This window comes from Rapidithrix thailandica (genome assembly GCF_039710355.1).
Taxonomy (GTDB): Bacteria; Bacteroidota; Bacteroidia; order Cytophagales; family Flammeovirgaceae; genus Rapidithrix; species Rapidithrix thailandica.
Map to the genome: position 1 here is coordinate 23,784 of NZ_JBDKWZ010000002.1, position 17,976 is coordinate 41,759.

The 17,976-nt window shown below is 37.0% G+C and carries 15 protein-coding genes; 13 read left to right on the forward strand and 2 right to left on the reverse strand.

Going from position 1 to position 17,976, the window contains the following annotated elements:
* Window positions 1-36 precede the first annotated feature (36 nt).
* Window positions 37-504, reverse strand: coding sequence for a DinB family protein (locus AAG747_RS03545; protein ID WP_346819752.1), 468 nt, complete (start codon window positions 502-504; stop codon window positions 37-39).
* A gap of 334 nt (window positions 505-838) precedes the next feature.
* Between AAG747_RS03545 and AAG747_RS03550 the strand changes: the two genes are divergently transcribed.
* The 6 genes from AAG747_RS03550 (at window position 839) to AAG747_RS03575 (ending at window position 8,683) form a co-directional block, all read left to right on the forward strand.
* A complete protein-coding gene (locus tag AAG747_RS03550; protein ID WP_346819753.1) occupies window positions 839-1,231 on the forward strand; it encodes a hypothetical protein in 393 nt (130 codons plus the stop codon).
* Between the two features lie 216 nt (window positions 1,232-1,447).
* Complete coding sequence (locus AAG747_RS03555) at window positions 1,448-2,032, forward strand: hypothetical protein (RefSeq protein WP_346819754.1); 585 nt, start codon at window positions 1,448-1,450, stop codon at window positions 2,030-2,032.
* 116 nt (window positions 2,033-2,148) lie between these two features.
* Window positions 2,149-3,126, forward strand: a complete 978-nt coding sequence (locus AAG747_RS03560) for a hypothetical protein (RefSeq protein WP_346819755.1) — start codon at window positions 2,149-2,151, stop codon at window positions 3,124-3,126.
* Window positions 3,127-3,530: 404 nt separating this feature from the next.
* The gene (locus AAG747_RS03565; RefSeq protein WP_346819756.1) at window positions 3,531-6,440 is read left to right on the forward strand and encodes a sensor histidine kinase; all 2,910 of its coding nucleotides are present in this window, start codon (window positions 3,531-3,533) and stop codon (window positions 6,438-6,440) included.
* 2 nt (window positions 6,441-6,442) lie between these two features.
* A complete protein-coding gene (locus tag AAG747_RS03570) occupies window positions 6,443-7,195 on the forward strand; it encodes a LytR/AlgR family response regulator transcription factor (RefSeq protein ID WP_346819757.1) in 753 nt (250 codons plus the stop codon).
* Between the two features lie 129 nt (window positions 7,196-7,324).
* On the forward strand, window positions 7,325-8,683 hold the full coding sequence (locus AAG747_RS03575) for a cadherin repeat domain-containing protein (RefSeq protein ID WP_346819758.1): 1,359 nt from the start codon (window positions 7,325-7,327) through the stop codon (window positions 8,681-8,683).
* A gap of 110 nt (window positions 8,684-8,793) precedes the next feature.
* Here the strand turns inward: AAG747_RS03575 and AAG747_RS03580 are convergent, their stop codons facing one another.
* On the reverse strand, window positions 8,794-9,012 hold the full coding sequence (locus tag AAG747_RS03580; protein WP_346819759.1) for a hypothetical protein: 219 nt from the start codon (window positions 9,010-9,012) through the stop codon (window positions 8,794-8,796).
* 337 nt (window positions 9,013-9,349) lie between these two features.
* Between AAG747_RS03580 and AAG747_RS03585 the strand changes: the two genes are divergently transcribed.
* Genes AAG747_RS03585 through AAG747_RS03615 form a run of 7 tightly spaced genes read left to right on the forward strand, consistent with a single transcriptional unit; the run spans window position 9,350 to window position 17,972 of the window.
* Entirely contained in the window at window positions 9,350-10,120 is a 771-nt protein-coding gene (locus tag AAG747_RS03585; protein WP_346819760.1) for a CRISPR-associated endonuclease Cas6, read from the forward strand.
* A gap of 26 nt (window positions 10,121-10,146) precedes the next feature.
* On the forward strand, window positions 10,147-11,010 hold the full coding sequence (gene cmr1, locus AAG747_RS03590; RefSeq protein WP_346819761.1) for a type III-B CRISPR module RAMP protein Cmr1: 864 nt from the start codon (window positions 10,147-10,149) through the stop codon (window positions 11,008-11,010).
* A gap of 4 nt (window positions 11,011-11,014) precedes the next feature.
* Window positions 11,015-12,730 carry an AAA family ATPase gene (locus AAG747_RS03595; protein WP_346819762.1) on the forward strand — a complete coding sequence of 572 codons (1,716 nt, stop codon included), beginning with the start codon at window positions 11,015-11,017 and terminating at the stop codon, window positions 12,728-12,730.
* A gap of 6 nt (window positions 12,731-12,736) precedes the next feature.
* On the forward strand, window positions 12,737-13,444 hold the full coding sequence (locus tag AAG747_RS03600; RefSeq protein ID WP_346819763.1) for an HNH endonuclease: 708 nt from the start codon (window positions 12,737-12,739) through the stop codon (window positions 13,442-13,444).
* 31 nt (window positions 13,445-13,475) lie between these two features.
* Window positions 13,476-15,401 (forward strand): type III-B CRISPR-associated protein Cas10/Cmr2, encoded by a 1,926-nt coding sequence (gene cas10 / locus AAG747_RS03605; protein WP_346819764.1) that lies wholly within the window; start codon window positions 13,476-13,478, stop codon window positions 15,399-15,401.
* 1 nt (window position 15,402) lies between these two features.
* Entirely contained in the window at window positions 15,403-16,539 is a 1,137-nt protein-coding gene (cmr3, locus tag AAG747_RS03610; RefSeq protein WP_346819765.1) for a type III-B CRISPR module-associated protein Cmr3, read from the forward strand.
* Between the two features lie 2 nt (window positions 16,540-16,541).
* Window positions 16,542-17,972 carry a hypothetical protein gene (locus AAG747_RS03615; protein ID WP_346819766.1) on the forward strand — a complete coding sequence of 477 codons (1,431 nt, stop codon included), beginning with the start codon at window positions 16,542-16,544 and terminating at the stop codon, window positions 17,970-17,972.
* The last annotated feature ends 4 nt before the right edge of the window (window positions 17,973-17,976 follow it).

Here is a 17,976-nt window from a genome sequence, read left to right on the forward strand (position 1 = left end):
GTTGTGCTAAAATTTTAAAAGCTTAAATATTGAATGTCAATCCCAAATATGCGGTCGTTTAACTCCCATGGCTCTCAAATAAGATAAAAATTGCCCGGCATGAACGGCCTCATGATAACCGGTTCTTAACAAGTAATCACCGAGTTTTCTTTTTTGTCCGTTTCCGGGATGGATGATTTCGGTAGTGGCCAGTTCACTTGCCGAAAATTTCCGGACACTATCAAGGAATGCTTGCCGGTGAGGTTTGGCAAATTCCAGTTCGTCATCCAAATTCAGATAAGGGCGGCCTTCCCAGGGTGAACGATAATTTGACATATCGCCTTTGTTGATGATGGTATTCCATCCATGGTCCGCACTTACTACATGCCTTATCATTTCCATTGCACTCATTGCCTCTTGATCGGGTTTCCAGTAATAGTATTGTTCCGGTAACTCCCTCCACAACTTAATGCTTCGTCTTCTGATTTCTTTAAAATTCAATGTTATTAGTTCCGATTCTGTCATTTTTTCCATAATCTATTTAGAAACTGATGATTAAATTTTTGTTGTATTAGTTTACCCGAATGAATCGATCGGAAAATTGCTTGAGAGGACCAGTGTTTCTACATAACGGAATTTGAGACGACTTTTGATCTATTGGGAAAGTATTTGGCATCGCTCTACAGGGCAGTGTATTTGTTTTATGAGAAGGTTATTTGCTTTTTTGCATTTAAAATTAGCGAGATTATTAAATTATACAAAAGACTACTTATTTTTAATGCCGGTTTGTTATTCCTGTAGGTTTTGCCGGATGATTTACAACCAAGGTAATTAGATTCGGTGTTCACAATCGAAAAAGATGAAACAAAAAATAGATATCAATTCCATCATTGAATTTACCCATCAGAAAAAAGAGTATTCGGAAATACGAAAATTACTTGTTGACAACGGGTATTCCGATCAAGAAATAAAGCAAATCATGAAGGTGGTGGATGAAGAACAAATGCGGATTGCTAGCAACAAACAATCGGCTAAAAATTCATTGAACCTGATTTTGATGGGAGCCCTTCTCTTTTCAATTGGATTTGGGGTAACTGTTTATACATTTTTATCGGGAGGAAGCTCATTTATCCTTGCCTATGGGGCAATTATTTCGGGAGTTGCCCTGATGATTAAAGGAAGGGCAAATCGAAAGAAGCAAGCATCAGAACGGCCCCCTCGCATTAAACGAAAATCCCCTTACAGGAAATAAAGCAACAGCATTTCATAGCGTATTCAAAAAGAACTATTGAAGTGGTTTAAACGTATAGTTTTTGATCGAAAATGGAATCAAAATCGGCTCATCAAGGCACTTTTTGAAGAGAATAGTCAAAGCTATTGTTGAAAAAAGTAACACAGAGGAGGCCTTTTTGAAACATTTTTCAGGAAAAAAAAAAAGTTTAATTCACTTCATTGCCTATTTTTAATCATGAGAGAATCAGATCTGCTTTCCTTCAAAAATCTCATTGAAGGAAAGACGGGTATCACTTGGAAGCGGTATTGGAAACAAAACGCGGAACGCCTGAAAGAAGAGTTAACACGGCTGGAGTTTCAGAAGTTAAAATTCAAAAAATTAAAGAGAGCTGCGGAGTTACTGGATGAAAACAAGATGGCATATGAATGGACTGATAAAGCAAATTACCATCAAGCTATTGCGCTTTTAGCGGATGAGGTATGTGATGAGTACGGCTACCCGCTTTTGGAGATGCAAAGAAGCCTCTATAATGGAGCTGTCGGAAACCTTATGGATCATGATATTGAATCGGGGTTGACAGCACTTCAGAAGTATCTGGATAGGTTTAAGCAAACGCTCGATGATGGAGCCTCTTTACCCGAATATGAGTTACTCGAACTTCAAGGGTATGAAATGGATGCGGAAATGCTTATGGATCAAATGTATATGGAAGTTGGCAAGCAGATGTTGAAGATGCTGGTGGAGAAGTTTGAGGGTATTGATGATTTAATACAACCGGTTGTTGATCAAGCGAAGGCTAAGTTACAACGCCATGGCTAACAATGTTCCAACGCAATGGCCTTTTCCCAAAGAGCAACTTAGGTTCCTTTGCTTTTGATAAAAAACCGTGTGATGCACAGCTGTGGGACTGTTAGTAAACTTAAAAAAATAAATTGATGGATACTCAAATACATGAGATACTTGAAGAAAAGTTGGATGCTTCTTCCAAGTACCTTCTTCAGGTATTTATACTATGGGTAATAATTTCCTATTCCAGCCCTATCCTTGTTGTATTTTTGGGAGAGGGAATTTCAAGTTTAATCGGTTTTCCACCCGAAAACTTTGTTGACTATTTTAAAAAAGCCTCCATATTAACCTGCCTTACCTTACCGGTTCCTCTGATTACCTGGGTGAAACACCAACGTTTGAAAAAGGATATTAAGGAACAGCGTTATAAAATCGTTACAGGGCGTATATTATTCAATAAAAGGGTATATCATGACGGAGAGGATCGCTTTTATTTTGTTTTGAAAAAAGAGGATGGGAAGTTTGTTGAGTTGAATGTTAGTGCTGCTGATTATTATCATTACGATTTTTTGGATCAACTAAGTTTAAAATTAACCCAAAGAACAAACATAGTACTTGCATCAAAACTCATAGAGAATAGGGGAGAGGGGTTTGATAAATATGGCTTGGTAAACAAAGGTGCCAGAAATAGATTGATAATTTCAAATGCTATTTTATTGCTATTACTTCTTTCGGTTTTTGGATGTATCCCCTTCATGGTCCTAGAGTCTCAGAGTCTTTACCTTATTTTATTGGTTGTGCTTACCTTTGTTTTAAACTCCTTGGTAAATTATTTGGGACATGGCCTCAAGTACCTAAGAAAAGTTTCCTTTGAGGGAACTAAAGTAAAGTTTGAATTCAGAAATCTTATCATCGGCAGAAAAGAGAGAGTGGAAGAGTTTGATACGGATGATCTTCTATTTTCTTTTGAATATGAAAACCCTACTCGATATGCATCCGGGTATTTCCTGAATATCGATTCGAAAAATAAAAAGAGTATCCGGGTGAACAGCACTTGGGTGGCTCCACAAATGTTTTTAGCCAAAGTAGCAAGGCAACTGGGGAAAGCAGGAGTGAAAAAGAAGTAAATATTCATTGAAACCCGTTTCACCGGAGACCAATCTATCAGGTGAATATTTACTTCCTTGGGTAAGTTTTCTCCGGAAACAAAATCCTTTTCTTCTCCCGGGTGCAGGTAGTGTTTCTCGTATGCGCTGCGAGCAGTATTGGGTTGAAAGATGATCATACCTATACCTCTCAAAGGAGCGCCTCTCGAAGGAGTATCTCCCGCAACGAATATTAAACATGCTTGTGGATATGGAAAATGTCAGAAGTATGGTATTGTGTTTTAGCGCTGAAATTAGACCTCCCCAGAGCAAACGCTTCCGTTTCTTTATTGTACTGAACTTCAAATTACCGGTATTCAGCATTAAATTCAGTAGTTTCAGAAGATTTTAGGTTTTTTACTAAAGTGTATCAGTATTTTTGAAATATGAAATTTGTATTAGGCTTTTTATGTTTTTGTTTTACGATTCAGGTGCTGTGTGCCCAACACCCGGTCACCATCAATATAGCGGAAAAAGACGGCTTGCCTGAAGTGGAGTTTTATAGTATCATAAGAGGGAAAAAAAAAAATTTTTGGCTGGCGGCTCATAGCGGGTTGTTTCGGTATGATGGAACAGACTTTAAAAAAATTGATTGCAAACAACAAAAGGGTTTATCCGTTTTTTACCTCACGGAAGACAGCGTCAACCGTATTTGGTGTGTTAATCTCTATGGGCAAATCATGTATGCCCAAAATGATTCATTGCATATTTTTAAAGATTTACACCAGGTATTAAAAGGGAGCCTTGCAAGTATTTTTATTGAAAAAAATGATTTGATAGTCGTATGGGAAGATGGGATTTTAGTTTTTGATCTGAAGACATCCGCTCAGAAATACTACAAAAAAATACATAAGATTGCAATCCGAAAGTTAAATGGCAAAATTTATATTTTTACCTCACAGGGAGTCATTTATAACCTAGGGCATGATTATTCCCTGGTCCCATTTTATTCATTTGATAGCACCGAGACCCGAGTAGATGCCGTTTTTTTTAAGTTTAAAAACAATATCTATACTTCTTACCGTGAGGCAGGTAAGCGTTATTTTTTGAATTTAACTACAAATACCCGGCTTGATTTTGAGGTGTTTAAGGAGCTTTCTCTTTCAAAAATCATCCAGACAAAAGAACTTGATAACAAGCTTTGGTTTGTCACCAATAGGGGGGTGTTTGTTTACCATTTAGATGAAAATGCCCGTTGGCGTCTTTCTGCCCGTTATTTTTCAGGTGAAATTATCAGTGACCTTTATAAAGATAGCGATGAAAATTATTGGTTTACTACCTTACATAATGGCATATATGTAATGCCAAATATTTTACTTGGTAAGTATAAAAATATTTCTGTCGAAGGCAATATCTCTTCCCTGGAAGCCCTAGGAAATCATTTGGTTGCTATGGGCACCACAGAAGGCATTGTGTACTTGCTGAATACTCATTCTGAAAAAGTCGAGACCATCCGGTTAGCGCATCAAGTTACCGTAAATAATTTATTTTACAATGCCTCCAGAAACGAGTTATACATTAGCACCAATAGCCGTAATAGTTACCGCTATGATCTGAAAAATGGAAAACTGCAAAGTGAAAGAAACAAGTTTGCCACAAGCAAAGGCTTAGCCATAACGGAATCCGATATTGTCTACCTTACTTATAACAGAGCGCAAGTGTATTTGAATGCATTTTCAGAACAACAAACTGTGAAACCTCTTAAAAAGAAAAGGCCTTATACGGTGTTGTATGACAAGGCGGCAAAAGCAGTGTATTTGAGCTATATTGATGAACTCGTGCGTTACGACAGCCTTTGGCATCCGAATGCTTTAAAACATAATGCTGAAGATGTACAAGTGAGTAACCTACAACAAACGGATAATGGAATGATTTGGGCGAATGTAAACCATAGGGGAATTGCTGTGCTTCAGGGGGATAGTATTACAATGAAATACGATGTGAATAATGGCCTGATGGACAATAATTTAAAGGAGATGGAGGCGGAGGGGAATAACCTTTGGTGTAGTTATAAAGGGTACCTGCAACGCATCAATACCGAAACAGGAAAAATCACAAGCATTACCAAACAGGACGGGCTGGAAAAGCTGATTACCGGATTGACCGTTTCTGATAGCCTACTGGTTTTTAGTTCCAGAAAAGAGTTGTTTGCCCTGCCGATTGATAACGAAAACGTATTCAAAAAGAAGAAGGTACCTGAAGTGTTTTTTACTCAGGTGTGGGCAGGTAACAAAGCCGTAAAGCTCCGGGACAAATATGTCTTCCCTTATGAAAAAAATGCCGTGGCTTTTCACTTCCAGGCAAGTAGTTTTGAAGCCGTAAAACACCTGAAATTTAAATATAAATTGCAGGGTTTGGATACTTTATGGCGAACCACCGACCAGGGAGTCTCTTCTGTGGAGTACAATAGTTTGCCCGCAGGCCATTATACTTTCGAAGTGAAAACCATCACTGCCATGCACCCGGAAGAAAGCAGTCCGGGCAAAAAAATAACACTGGTCATCCAATTGCCTTTCTGGCGGGAGTGGTGGTTTATTGCCTTGTGCATTGCACTGATCTTTGCCGCATTGGTTTTCTATTATCAAAAAAAGATGAAACAAAGGGAGGAAACACAAAACAGAATTTTTGATAAACTCATACAAGAAAAGAAATTTACCACCCTCAAACTGGAAAACCTTCGCTCTCAAATGAACCCGCATTTTATATTTAATGCGCTCAATTCCATCCAGGAATATATCGTTAACAATCAAAAAAATTTAGCCAGTTCTTATTTGGTTAAATTTTCCAGGTTGATGAGAATGTACTTGCAACATGGCCAGGTGAATGAAGTAGCGCTTTCGGCAGAACTAGAGGCGCTGTCTTTGTACCTCGAGTTGGAAAAAATTCGCTTCGAAAAAGAACTTATTTACCAGTTGGAGGTGGCCGAAGAGATAAATACAAAACAAATAAAAGTGCCTTCCATCTTTATTCAACCGTATGTGGAAAATGCCATAAAACACGGCTTGCTTCATAAAAAAAACGACAGACGGCTGGAAATCCGCTTTGCCTTAAGCGATTGTAAAACCAAACTTTTATGCCGGGTGCAAGACAATGGCGTTGGCAGAGAAGAGGCTCAAAAGATAAATGCCCGGAACCGTTTTCATACCTCCTTTGCGACAAAAGCCAATGAGGAACGGATCGAGTTATATAATTTGAACCGCTCTCATAAAATTAGTGTAGAGATCCAAGATATCAAAGAAAAGAAGACCGCTTTGGGTACTTTAGTTACCATTATTATTCCAATAAAAGAACAGTAGTGATGAAATCGATCATTATAGATGATGAAAAGAAAGCCAGGAGCCTTTTAAGCACCTTGATTCAAGAAAATTGCCAAACGATAGATACCATTTTAGAAGCTGCTGACCTGAGGGAAGGCGTGAAAATAATCAAACAGGAAAAACCGGATATCGTGTTTTTGGATATTGAAATGCCAGAACTGATCGGCTTGCAAATTCTCGATTTCTTTGATTCCCCGGTGGCCTTTCAACTCATTTTTACTACGGCTTATAATGAATATGCCATCGAAGCCTTCAAGCTTTCTGCCATTGACTATTTATTAAAACCTATCGATACGGACGAACTCATACAAGCGGTCCAAAAAGCGGAAGAGAGACAGCGAAAACAGGAGTTGGACGGCCGATTGGTAAGTTTGCAAAAAAACATCAAGCAGTTGTCCGTCAATAAAATTGCACTGGAAGTCCCCCGTGGTTTTTTGTTTGTCAATCATGATGATATCCTCCTCTTAGAGGCTGATGGGATGTATACAAAAGTGTACTTGAAAAATGGAGAGACGAAGCTGATCAGCAAACCGCTAAAATACTTTGCCGAACAACTGGAAAACAAATCATTGTTTTTTAAATGTCACCGGTCTTTTGTGGTTAACCTCAAATTCATTAAAGAACTCACAAATACTGACAATGGCTTTATCGTCATGGAAAACAAGAAAGTGGTCCCGATTTCCAAATCCCGCAAAAAAGAGTTTATCCAAGTCATTCAAGAAGTATTCTGGTAGTGCTCCGGCCTGCTTTAGCAGTGAATCCGGTTGTTTAGAAACTAAATCCGGCCCCTCGGAAGATAAAGAAAAAGTTTACTGCTTTGCATCATAGTTTTGTTGCGTTCATCAATCAAATAATTCACTAAAATGAAAACAACAAGTCTTACACGTTTATTCCTATTTACAGTATTCCTTTCATTCTTCTCCTGTTCTAATGATGAGGAGGGCCCTGAGCCAGTCACCATTACCATGACGTTTGAGGATTTTAGCATTACCATTCCGGAAAATTTTGATACGCAAAACCAAAAAATGGTAAAAATAGCTGATTACCTGGATGTCAAGTCTTCTGACGAAAAAGAAGTGAAGGTCACTTATGCGCTCCTGTCTCAGTCCGTTGAAAATGCTCTCCGTGTGTCAGGCGAATACCTCGTATTCAATGAAGACTTCGAGCTGGATTTTGAAACCCATCCAAGCCTTACGGCTGAGATTCAAGCCCGTGCCGGGGAGGTTTCAAAAACCGCAACCCTCACCATCAGCCTAACAGATGTATATGAGCCTGTTTGGACTATTGCCGATTTTGAAATAACGATTAATGAAAATCCTGAAGATGAAGACGAATTGGGCCGGATTGAAATCGTAGGCTTCAATCCGGAAAAAGACCCGTCAAACTTCACCGTTCAATTGCTGGAAGAGTCGCATGCCGGTGCAATGGTAGTTTTTGCAAATAAAATCTTTTTGGCAGTAAAGGATGCCTCTTTCTTTGACTACGAAACCAACCCTACCATCACCGCGAAAATTCAAATTAGTGATGAAAACGGGTATACCCAAACAGGCAATATCACCATCCATCTGAATGATGTGGATGAAGCTGACTGGACCCTCAACGATTTTGAAGTGACCATTGATGAAAACCCTAGCGATTCTCAACTGGGTAATTTATCCTTACAAGGCTATAATCCTGTCCATGACGGAATGATTACCTATGCGCTTTCAAATGTATCTCCCACAGCAGCCTTAAAGCTCGTTAATGCATCTGGAGTGACCTATGTAAATGTTAATAATGCGTCTCTCTTTGACTACGAAACCAACCCTACTATTACTGCGACTGTTACGGCAACGGATGCTAACGGGTTTTCAAACTCAGCCTCTATCACCATCCATTTGAATGATGTAACAGAAATGACTTGGTCAGTATCTGATATAGATATTTATGTAGATGAAAACCAAAGCCAGTTTAATGTCCTTACCTACGTAGGTATTCAGGGGTATAATCCTTCCGAGCATGGCAATATGGCTGATATTACCTACGAAGCCTTTAATCAGCAACCGGCTGGTGCCATCACCTTTAATCCTAGTATGGGAAGCGCTCTCCTTGTCAGTAACCCTTCTTTATTCGATTACGAACAAAGGCAAATCATCAGGGCTCAAGTACAGGTTACCTTAGGAAACGGACAGTCGCAAACCATCAATGTGAAGATCCGGCTAAATGATATAGACGGAATGTAAACGGCTCTCCCTTGTTGCTTTAAATTCTTAGAATTTTAAAAAAAGAGGCTGCCCGGGTTTTTCGGGCAGCCTTTCTTCGGATACTACTTCTGAAAGCCATCTTTTTATACTCACCCAAATACCACCGGTTGATCCTTGTCCGAACGGATGTTGGCTACCTGTATTTCTTTATACTGACCTTTGATAAAGCTCCAATCCCGAACGGTGAATTTTCGGACTATTTCTTGATCAATCGTAAGGGACGCCCACTCTGCCCAATCCATAGAGTCAGTGCCTTCCTTTTCGTATTTTTCTAATTCGGAGAAAAATTTTTTTACACTTGGGTACATAGGTTTGCCGGCTTGTTTATATACAGAACTTTTATCCCTCTGTTCATCTGTTTTGCTTGCCTATACGGAGCTTCAGAGCAGGTTTGAATTTCACCGTTTGAAAAGGGTGTTTTTTTTCTGATGAGCGGGCAGTTCCCAAGCTGCCGGTATTTACTCCGGAAGTTTTGAATGGAATTGGACTTTTTTTATAAAATCTTGTAAATACCAGCAAATACTTACATGATGTTTGGCTAGATTTTCCATTTTATATATTTTTAAACAAGACAACTTCTGAGAGCCATACAAACTTGGCATGCAACCAAGCCTGGCAATAATTGACTAACCGGGACTGCAACAAATGACCATTTATCTTTTGAGAAATGGCCCTTGCCTGCTGTATGAGGCATTGGCAAGGTATTTTTTCAAAAGGAAGCGTGTACAATTTCCTGAAAAAGTAAAAATGCATAAACTCAAGTTTTTAAAAGTACAATTCGATACCGAAATCGCGCCCTATGAACTTCCCGCCTTCCGGGGAGCCATTGCTGCCAAAGTAGGGAAGGAGGCAGTGCTGTTTCACAACCATCAGGATACTCGCTTCCGTTATGGGTATCCTTTGATCCAATATAAATGTATCGGAAGGCAACCGGCAATTCTTTGTGTGGGCGAGGGAGTGGAGGAGATTCATCAGTTTTTCCAACAAAAAAGCTGGAATATAACACTGTCCAATAGGGAGCTGGAAATGAAAATTGCCCGGCTGGATATGAAACAGTTTACCCTGCAGGTGTGGGACAAAGAGTTTACCTACGAACTCCGCCACTGGATTGCCCTGCATCAGGAAGCTTATCAAGACTACCAACAGATGGAAAGCCTGAGCGATAAACTCCACTTCCTGGAAACCAAGCTTTGCGGAAACATCCTGAGCCTGGCCAAGGGCGTAGGCTGGCAGGTAGACAAAGAAATCCGCTGCAAAATCCTGGAAATGGGAAACACCAAATGGGTGAAGGTAAAAGGCATAAAGCTGTTGGCCTTCAACCTCACATTCCGAAGCAATGTGTTTATTCCCAACTTTTTAGGTCTAGGCGGCAAAGTAAGTTTAGGCTACGGAACGGTGCAAGAGGTAAGAAAATAAATTTGATAGACAGAAACATTAAAGATATGAAAACAATCACCTTTACCTGTGAAACCATCACCCCCATGTTCCTCTCCGGAGCCGATGGACAAACCCCGGAACTCCGCCCCCCCAGCATCAAAGGAGCCCTGCGGTTTTGGTGGCGGGCGATGAATGGGCATTTGGATTTGAAAACCTTAAAGGAAAGAGAAGCTGCTATTTTTGGGGGGACGGATAGTGGGCAAGGGAGGAGTAAGGTGGTAGTGAGGGTCAAAGAGTTATCATCTAAAACAGGAATAGGCTTACTGGTACCTCATAAACCCTTTATGAAACAAATGGCTTTTGTGCCCAAGGAAACAACTTTCGAAGTTACCCTGAAACTAATGCAGGAGTTTAGTTATTTCTCTTTGGAGCATTTAGAGAGTTTATTTGTACTAGTTGCTACTTTAGGAGACATAGGTAAACGTAGTCGCAGAGGAATGGGTAGTTTTTCCATCACAAAACCTGAGGACATACAACCTACTACTTTGGAAGAGATATTCATTCATTTAAAAAAGTTTTCTTCCCATTTTGTAAATGATGGCAACAAAATATATAGCACTTTTTCCAGTAGGTTAGAACAATACGCCTCCATTAGGCAAATTCAGATTGGAGAGGGAGGTACTAGTATTAAACAGGTGCTAAGGAAAATCAGTGATACCACTCATGATTTTCATCAAAAGGAAACGTGGAAATATGATGCTTCTATTGGTACAGCAAGAGGGGGCAGGTTTGCTTCACCTATTTATGTGTCTGTATTGAAAAGCGGTACTTGTCCGATCATTACTACATTAAATACTGCGCCTAATAAAAATAAAGAGAATGTAAGTAGCCTGTTGCAGGAAAATTTTAAAGACGCAATATTAGAATAGAATTATGGACAAAGGTATTTTTTTCCCGGAAGTGAGATTGTCGACATTGTCGCTTACCAACTTTAGGGGTTTTCCGAATCTTGAATTGAATTTTGATAATAACTTAACGGTCTTAATTGGCAATAATGGAAGTGGTAAATCTACCATTCTAGATGCTATTGCAGGCTTTTTACACTTTTTTGTTGAACAGACTTTTCTTACAAAACAGCAAGAGTTCTCTCCTTTGTTTAAATCAACAGATGTAAAAAATGACCAACAAGATACCTATGGCAAAATTAGACTCAACACTATTTTTGAGTTCATTGAGCAAAGTACGTTAAGTGAAATTGATAAAGTTATTGAGATGCTTAACCAGCATGACTATACTGGAAAGAAGGCTAAGTTGGTATTTGATGGAGAGGAAAAAAGCTGGTGGGTAAGCATTGATGAAGACTTAGAAAACCTTATTGTTGCTGATATAGCCCTGAAATTAAATAACCATGAGTTTCAAATTGCCAAGTACCAAAACCATCAATGGGAACTTGACTTAAATATTGAAGACCTTAAGATACAGAATGATAATATTTGGAACAACGTAGATTACACGGGTAAAAATCTTAGTATAGATTTTCAATTTTCAAAAAAGAGAAAGCCAGAATTTACCACCGTACAAAAAAGTTCTGAACTTAATAAAGAGGAGGAAGTATTTTTTGAAGATATAAAAGCCTCATTAGAAGTACAATCCGATCGCAACTGGCCGCTACCCCTTTTTGCCTACTATGGAGCAGCTTCTATAAATATGGAGACAAACTATGTGGCAGATTTTTCATTTTCTCCGACAAGTGCATATTTCAATACACTTACCCCCTCCCGTTTTTCATTAAACACATTCTTTAATTGGTTTGAAAATAAACAGAAAATTGGCAATGAGAAAATTAAAAATGAAACGCTTAAAATTCTGAACTCTGAGGGCTCATCAAAGGGTAAGGCAAACAGTATTGAAAGTCTATATAAAAACCCAGGTAGTGCCTTTCAAATTGAGGAAATAGAGCGGTTGACCTTAGTAAAAAATGCCATCCTTGAGATGATGAATGACGAAGAAGCAACTTATTCTAATCTAAGAGTAGAATATAATGAGGGAATACCTGAATTAAAAATTGACAAACAACAGAATGGCCATGAAAGTGAACTCAATATCAATCAGCTTTCTTCCGGTGAACGCAACCTGTTAGCGATTGTAGGAGATATTGCAATTCGCTTAATTCAACTTAACCCTAAAATAGAAAATCCCCTTAAAATGGGGCAAGGAATTGTTTTGATAGATGAAATAGACCTACACTTACATCCACTTTGGCAGCGTAAAGTAATACCGAAATTAAGGAGTATTTTCCCTGAAATTCAATTTGTAGTTACTACTCACAGTCCTTTTGTGGTTCAGTCTATTGAGTCTCATCAAAGATTCATATTGGAAGAGAGTGGAATAAGGATTTTAAATCGTGAAGATGATTTGAGCTATGAAGCAATTATGAGAGATTATTTTGAGGACGACAAGCTTTTTGATAATGAAACAGAGTTGCTTTTAGAAAAATTATATGATTTCAAAACCAAAATACTCAAAAAAGAAATTCCTATACAAGACAGGAGATTTTTATCTCTATTGAAAGATTTTTCCGAAAAAAGTGAAGATGTCAAAGGCCTTGTTGCAAGGGAATTAAGGTATATTAAATCACAACTTCAATAACTGATTATGGAAAAAATTATACGAGAAAATACTAACCCAAAGCTACAGCCTATTTTAAATAACTGGTTAGTTTGGGGTGATGAGTGGAAAAATACCACCGATGGATGGACTTGGAAAAAAGTACTGCAAGGAAATTCTTCTTTTGATTTGAAAAAAAACTTGAAGGAGTTACTTGTTGCATTAACCAATAATCATTGTGCTTTTTGTGATTATTTTCCTGTGGAAAATAATGCACATTTAAAAGAAGGGTTATCAATAGAACATTTTTTTCCAAAAAAGAAAAATGGTGGGTTTGAGATTTATGCTTACCAATGGGAAAACCTCTTTCCTATTTGTCAGAAGTGTAATAATGCAAAATCAGATAATTTTTCTTATCTTCTTTTGAAGCCAGATGAGCATCATTATGAATTTGATAATTATTTTATTGTTGATGCAAATGGTGAGATAAGGCCTAACCCAATCAAAGATAATCATAGTCAAAATAGAGCAGAAGAAACTATTACACTTTATGACCTAAATAGAGGTGTATTAGTTGAAGAAAGAAGAAAGAAAGTAGAATTCTTAGAATCATTGACTACTAGTCACAACATCGATACAATATTTCGCATACGCCCATTAGATAATGAACCTTATCGTTTTTACATTAAGAGATTTATAAATATTGATGGAATACTAAACGATTTTGATGATTTATTGAGTGAATTAATTGATTAATCAGATCTCAAACAAGAAACTATACCGGATAATGAACAATAAATACCTCTTCCTCTTCACCATTTCCTCTGTGCAGAGCTTTATAGCGCAGGCTCGCAAAACACAAGATTTGTTTGCTGGTAGCCAGATTTTATCTGAATTGATCGATGCTGGTATGAGGGCAACTCAAGCGTATTTTGAACATTGTGAGTATATCTTCCCTGTCAAAAATACAAGCTCTAAACCCAATCGTTTTTTGGTGGAAGTTGGAAATCCCAAAGAGGACTTTATCAATATAGGTAAAAATATCAAAGAACATGTTCAAGCTAAACTTGTTGCACTTGCCAGTGAAAACTTGAAAGAAAAACCGAAACCTAACGGTTTTGATGAGCAATTAGCCCAAGTTTTGGATATTCATTGGGCTTTTGTGAAAATAAGTGATTATGAAAATTATGCAAAAGCATACGAAGCCTTAGAACAATTACTAGGCTCTGTCAAAAATGTGAGGGTATTTGAGCAGTACCAATATCAGGAAGTTGGAGGAGAAACAATAATTGGAGAAAAAGGTAGAAAGTGCAACTTAGATGGAGAGAATAATGCTTTGTTTTTTGGAATAGGTACTCGTGAAAAATATTATACACTTAATGGCCTCAAAAAAGATATATCAAAAATAGGGAAAGCTTCTCAAAACGAAGGATTAAGTGCTATTAGTTTTGTCAAGAGATTTAGCGAATTCAAAGATAAAAATGGAAATGAAATTAAATTCCCTTCAACTGCAAAAGTTGCTTTAATACATGATATTGAACTGCTTTCGAAAACTACAGATGTAGATAAATTAAATGCTTGGCTAGCCTTTCAGCATTTCTTTAAAAATGGTGATTTTGATGAGCAACTGTTCTTTGAAGAAAATTTAAACGAAACCTATTTCAAAAATAACGGTCTTCAAGATTATTTGATTAAACTGAAACAAATAGTTGAAACCCATCAAAAGTTTAGTCACCAACTCAAAACCAACCACTATGCCCTCATCCTGTTTGATGGCGACCAAATGGGCAAATGGCTTTCAGGAGACTTTTTAAAAGAAGAATACAAAACAGAAAAGTTAAAAGAGTTCCACAACAAGTTTTCAGGTTTACTGGCTGCTTTTGGCAAACATGCCAGAGAAAATATTTTAAATACCAGTAAACACAATGGGCAAGTTGTTTATGCCGGAGGCGATGATTTTTTAGGTTTTGTAAATCTCCATCATTTGTTTGATGTCATAAAGCAATTAAGAATCGATTTTGATAAACTGGTCAATAACGAACTGGGGACTTATAAGCAAATGGGCGAACACCTAACTTTTTCAGCAGGAATTGTAATCGCTCACTACAAAGCCCCACTTTCTGAAGTATTAAAAAAGGCTCGTGAAATAGAAAAAAAAGCCAAAAAACAAGGTGACCGTAATGCTTTTGCTATTGCCGCCCTCAAACATTCAGGGGAAATACAAGAGTGTGTATTTAAATGGGATAGTAAAAGTAATGAAGCTTCTGCTTGCTCCAACTGGCAAGATTTGGAAGCCATTTTTACCATGTTAGAGACAGAAACTTTCTCCAATAAATTCATCACCAATCTGACTACGGAATTATATGATTTGGCAGGATTGCAATTAGATGCCATGGGAAAGGTAAATAATACAGCCTTGTTTGCAGAAATAAAAAGACTTCTAAAAAGGGCATTAGCAAAAGATTCTGATTCAAAAGTCAATAAGTTGCTAGAGAATAACAAAGACTTTTTTATTCAAAGGAAAATTGAAAATATAAAGAAAGAAACCCCTACTGATAAAGATGCTTTAAAAAAGTTTGATGTAGCAGATTATGTTCACAGTCGCTTAATAGAGCTTTTTAAATCATCTCAAAAGGTTGAAAAAGCAAATACGGTTGAAAACTTTATTCATGCCTTACATATCATTGATTTTATGCACCGAAAACTAGCTTAAAATGAGAATAAAAATAAAAGCATTGGATACCTTATTTTTTAGAGATGGCAAACCATTTTCTATGGGAGAGGAAACTTGGGCTGATGGCATTTTTCCACCACCACCTAGTGTGTTTTATGGTGCTTTAAGGACTTTATATTTTTCCGAAAACCCTGATAAAATCGGATTGGCTAATACTAAAGAAGACCCTACCAAAAATTTAAAAATTAAAGGTATTTACTTCTACTTCAATAATGCTTTGCATTTTATCAATCCTAAAGACTCGGTAGTAAATGTAGATGAAGAAGATGAGTACCATATTTTAAACCTTAAAAAGCAAGATTTTATAACTTCCAATTCATTACCTTATCAAGTTGTAATCCCAGAAGAAAATTTGGTAGTAGAAGATGTTGAAGGTTTTATAAAGCAAGATAGCTTTAGAAGATACATAGAACATGGTAAAAATGTATTTAAAGTGCTTCCTTTTTCAGACTATATTAAAAATGAGCCTAAAGTAGGTATTGGGCGTAATAAACAAACTAATGCGACTTCAGAAGGGCTTTTATATCGTGTAGGAATGCAAAGACTTTCTTATCGAGATACAGCCTTAGATGTGTATGAAACAGAAAGTGCATCAAAACACCTCTATTTTGTAGTTGATTTTGAAGACTTAAATATTGATACAAATAACGGCTTTTTGAAATTAGGTGGGGAAGGTAAAACTGTATATTTTCAAACCTTTGGAGATGCACTTGATGTTCCTCAATTTATAGATACAAATTCCAAAATTTTCAAATTATACTTGCTAACTCCTGCTATTTTCCAAAATGGCTGGCTTCCAAGCTGGATTCAACTCGATAAAGAAAAAAATGAATATTGTGGGGAGTTTGAACATGCCGAAGATAAAGAAAAAATCAAAGTTAAATTATTAACGGCATTCATTGGTAAACCTATTGGAATTGGAGGTTTTGATATGCAGAAAAAAGAACCTAAACCTTTGCGAAAAGCTATCCCTACAGGCTCAGTTTATTATTTTGAAGTTGAAAATGAAAAGGACATTTCTAGAATCAATCAGGCTTTTCAATTAAAATCTATTAGTGATTTTTGTCAAAATGAAGGATTTGGAATTAGTATAGTCTCTAAACCTAACCTTGGATAACAATGAAAATTATTACAACTGTTGGCACCTCTATTTTTGAGAACTTTTCGTTAGGTCTTGGAAAAAAAAATGACACTTTTAAACTCGCTTATACTCATGATGAAGTAGGTTTAAAGAAAAAAGATTTTGCTTATAAAGAGTGGAATAACACATCGAATTCAGTTACTCAATATCGTGAAGATATTAAAACTACTATCAAACAAAATAATCAATTTTGGAACTCCCCAAACGCCTCAGCCGAAATCCGCAGTATCATAGAAATCTGCAAGCAAGATGAGGCTGAATATGAAGTGCATCTATTAGCTACTGACACAGTTTTAAGTGTATTGGCGGCTGAACTGATTTGTGAATGGTTTGAAAGAGAGGGTAACCAAGAAAAGCCTGAAAACTTAAAAGCTTGTCACTTTCAAAAACCTGTAACTCCTGAACAATTTAGCCAACAAGGAGAAGAGCTTTATGTAATTAAAGGTTTGCGGGTGAATAAGAAAGACACTTTTGAAAAGGGTTTTATGAACTTGGTAGATGTACTCAACAAACTCATAGAAAAATATAAACATAATACTATACTCAATATTACAGGAGGCTATAAAGCCATTGTTCCCATAGTTACTCTTTTAGGGCAGCTCCACGAGGTGTCTTTAAAGTATATGTATAAAGAAAATGAGTTACAAACAGGAGAAAGTCCTTTACTTGAAGTTGGTAACTTGCCTTTTGGGTTTGATTTAGGTTTTGCAGAAATGTATTTTGATTTTCTCACTAAAGAAGGACTAAAAGAGATAGGTCAAATGCCTGAAATACTTCAAATACTTAAGAAGAGAGGACTTATTCAACAAGAAAAATATAAACTTACTCCTTTAGGCCAGATATTTCGTGATTTTGTTCAACCAAAGGTTGATGCTAAGAAAAGTGATTTAGGTATGTTTATGGAAATGGTTGCTTTTGAAGGGTTACTAGAATGTAAAACAGGGGATTTAACTATAAAGCATGGGAGAAAAATTTGGTGGCATTTCAGTGATAATTCTTGGAGTACTCAACCGAAATTTGGTAAAGATGCAAAAAAAGAAAGAGTTTTTGATGTTGATATCCTTTTGAAGGAAAAAGAAGGTAACGAAATATGGTGTGAAGTAAAATCTTGTTCGAGTAAAGGGCTAAATAAAGCAAAACGGCAAATTGAAAACATATTAGAGTTTGTTGAAAAAGCTTCATATCCTAATTTAAAAGGAATAAGGCTTTTAGTTTACAGGCTACCAAAAGTTGAAATTACGAAGTACCAAAAGATTATTAACCAAATGTATACCCTGTTTAAGGGTAAGGATATCGCATTTAATTTGTACCAATTTGAATTACCTATTAATGAATCTACCGGGTTGCCTATTACAAAAAAGGTTTTTGACAACGGGGCAAAGTTTGAAAAGGTGGATGTGAATGATTAAGACA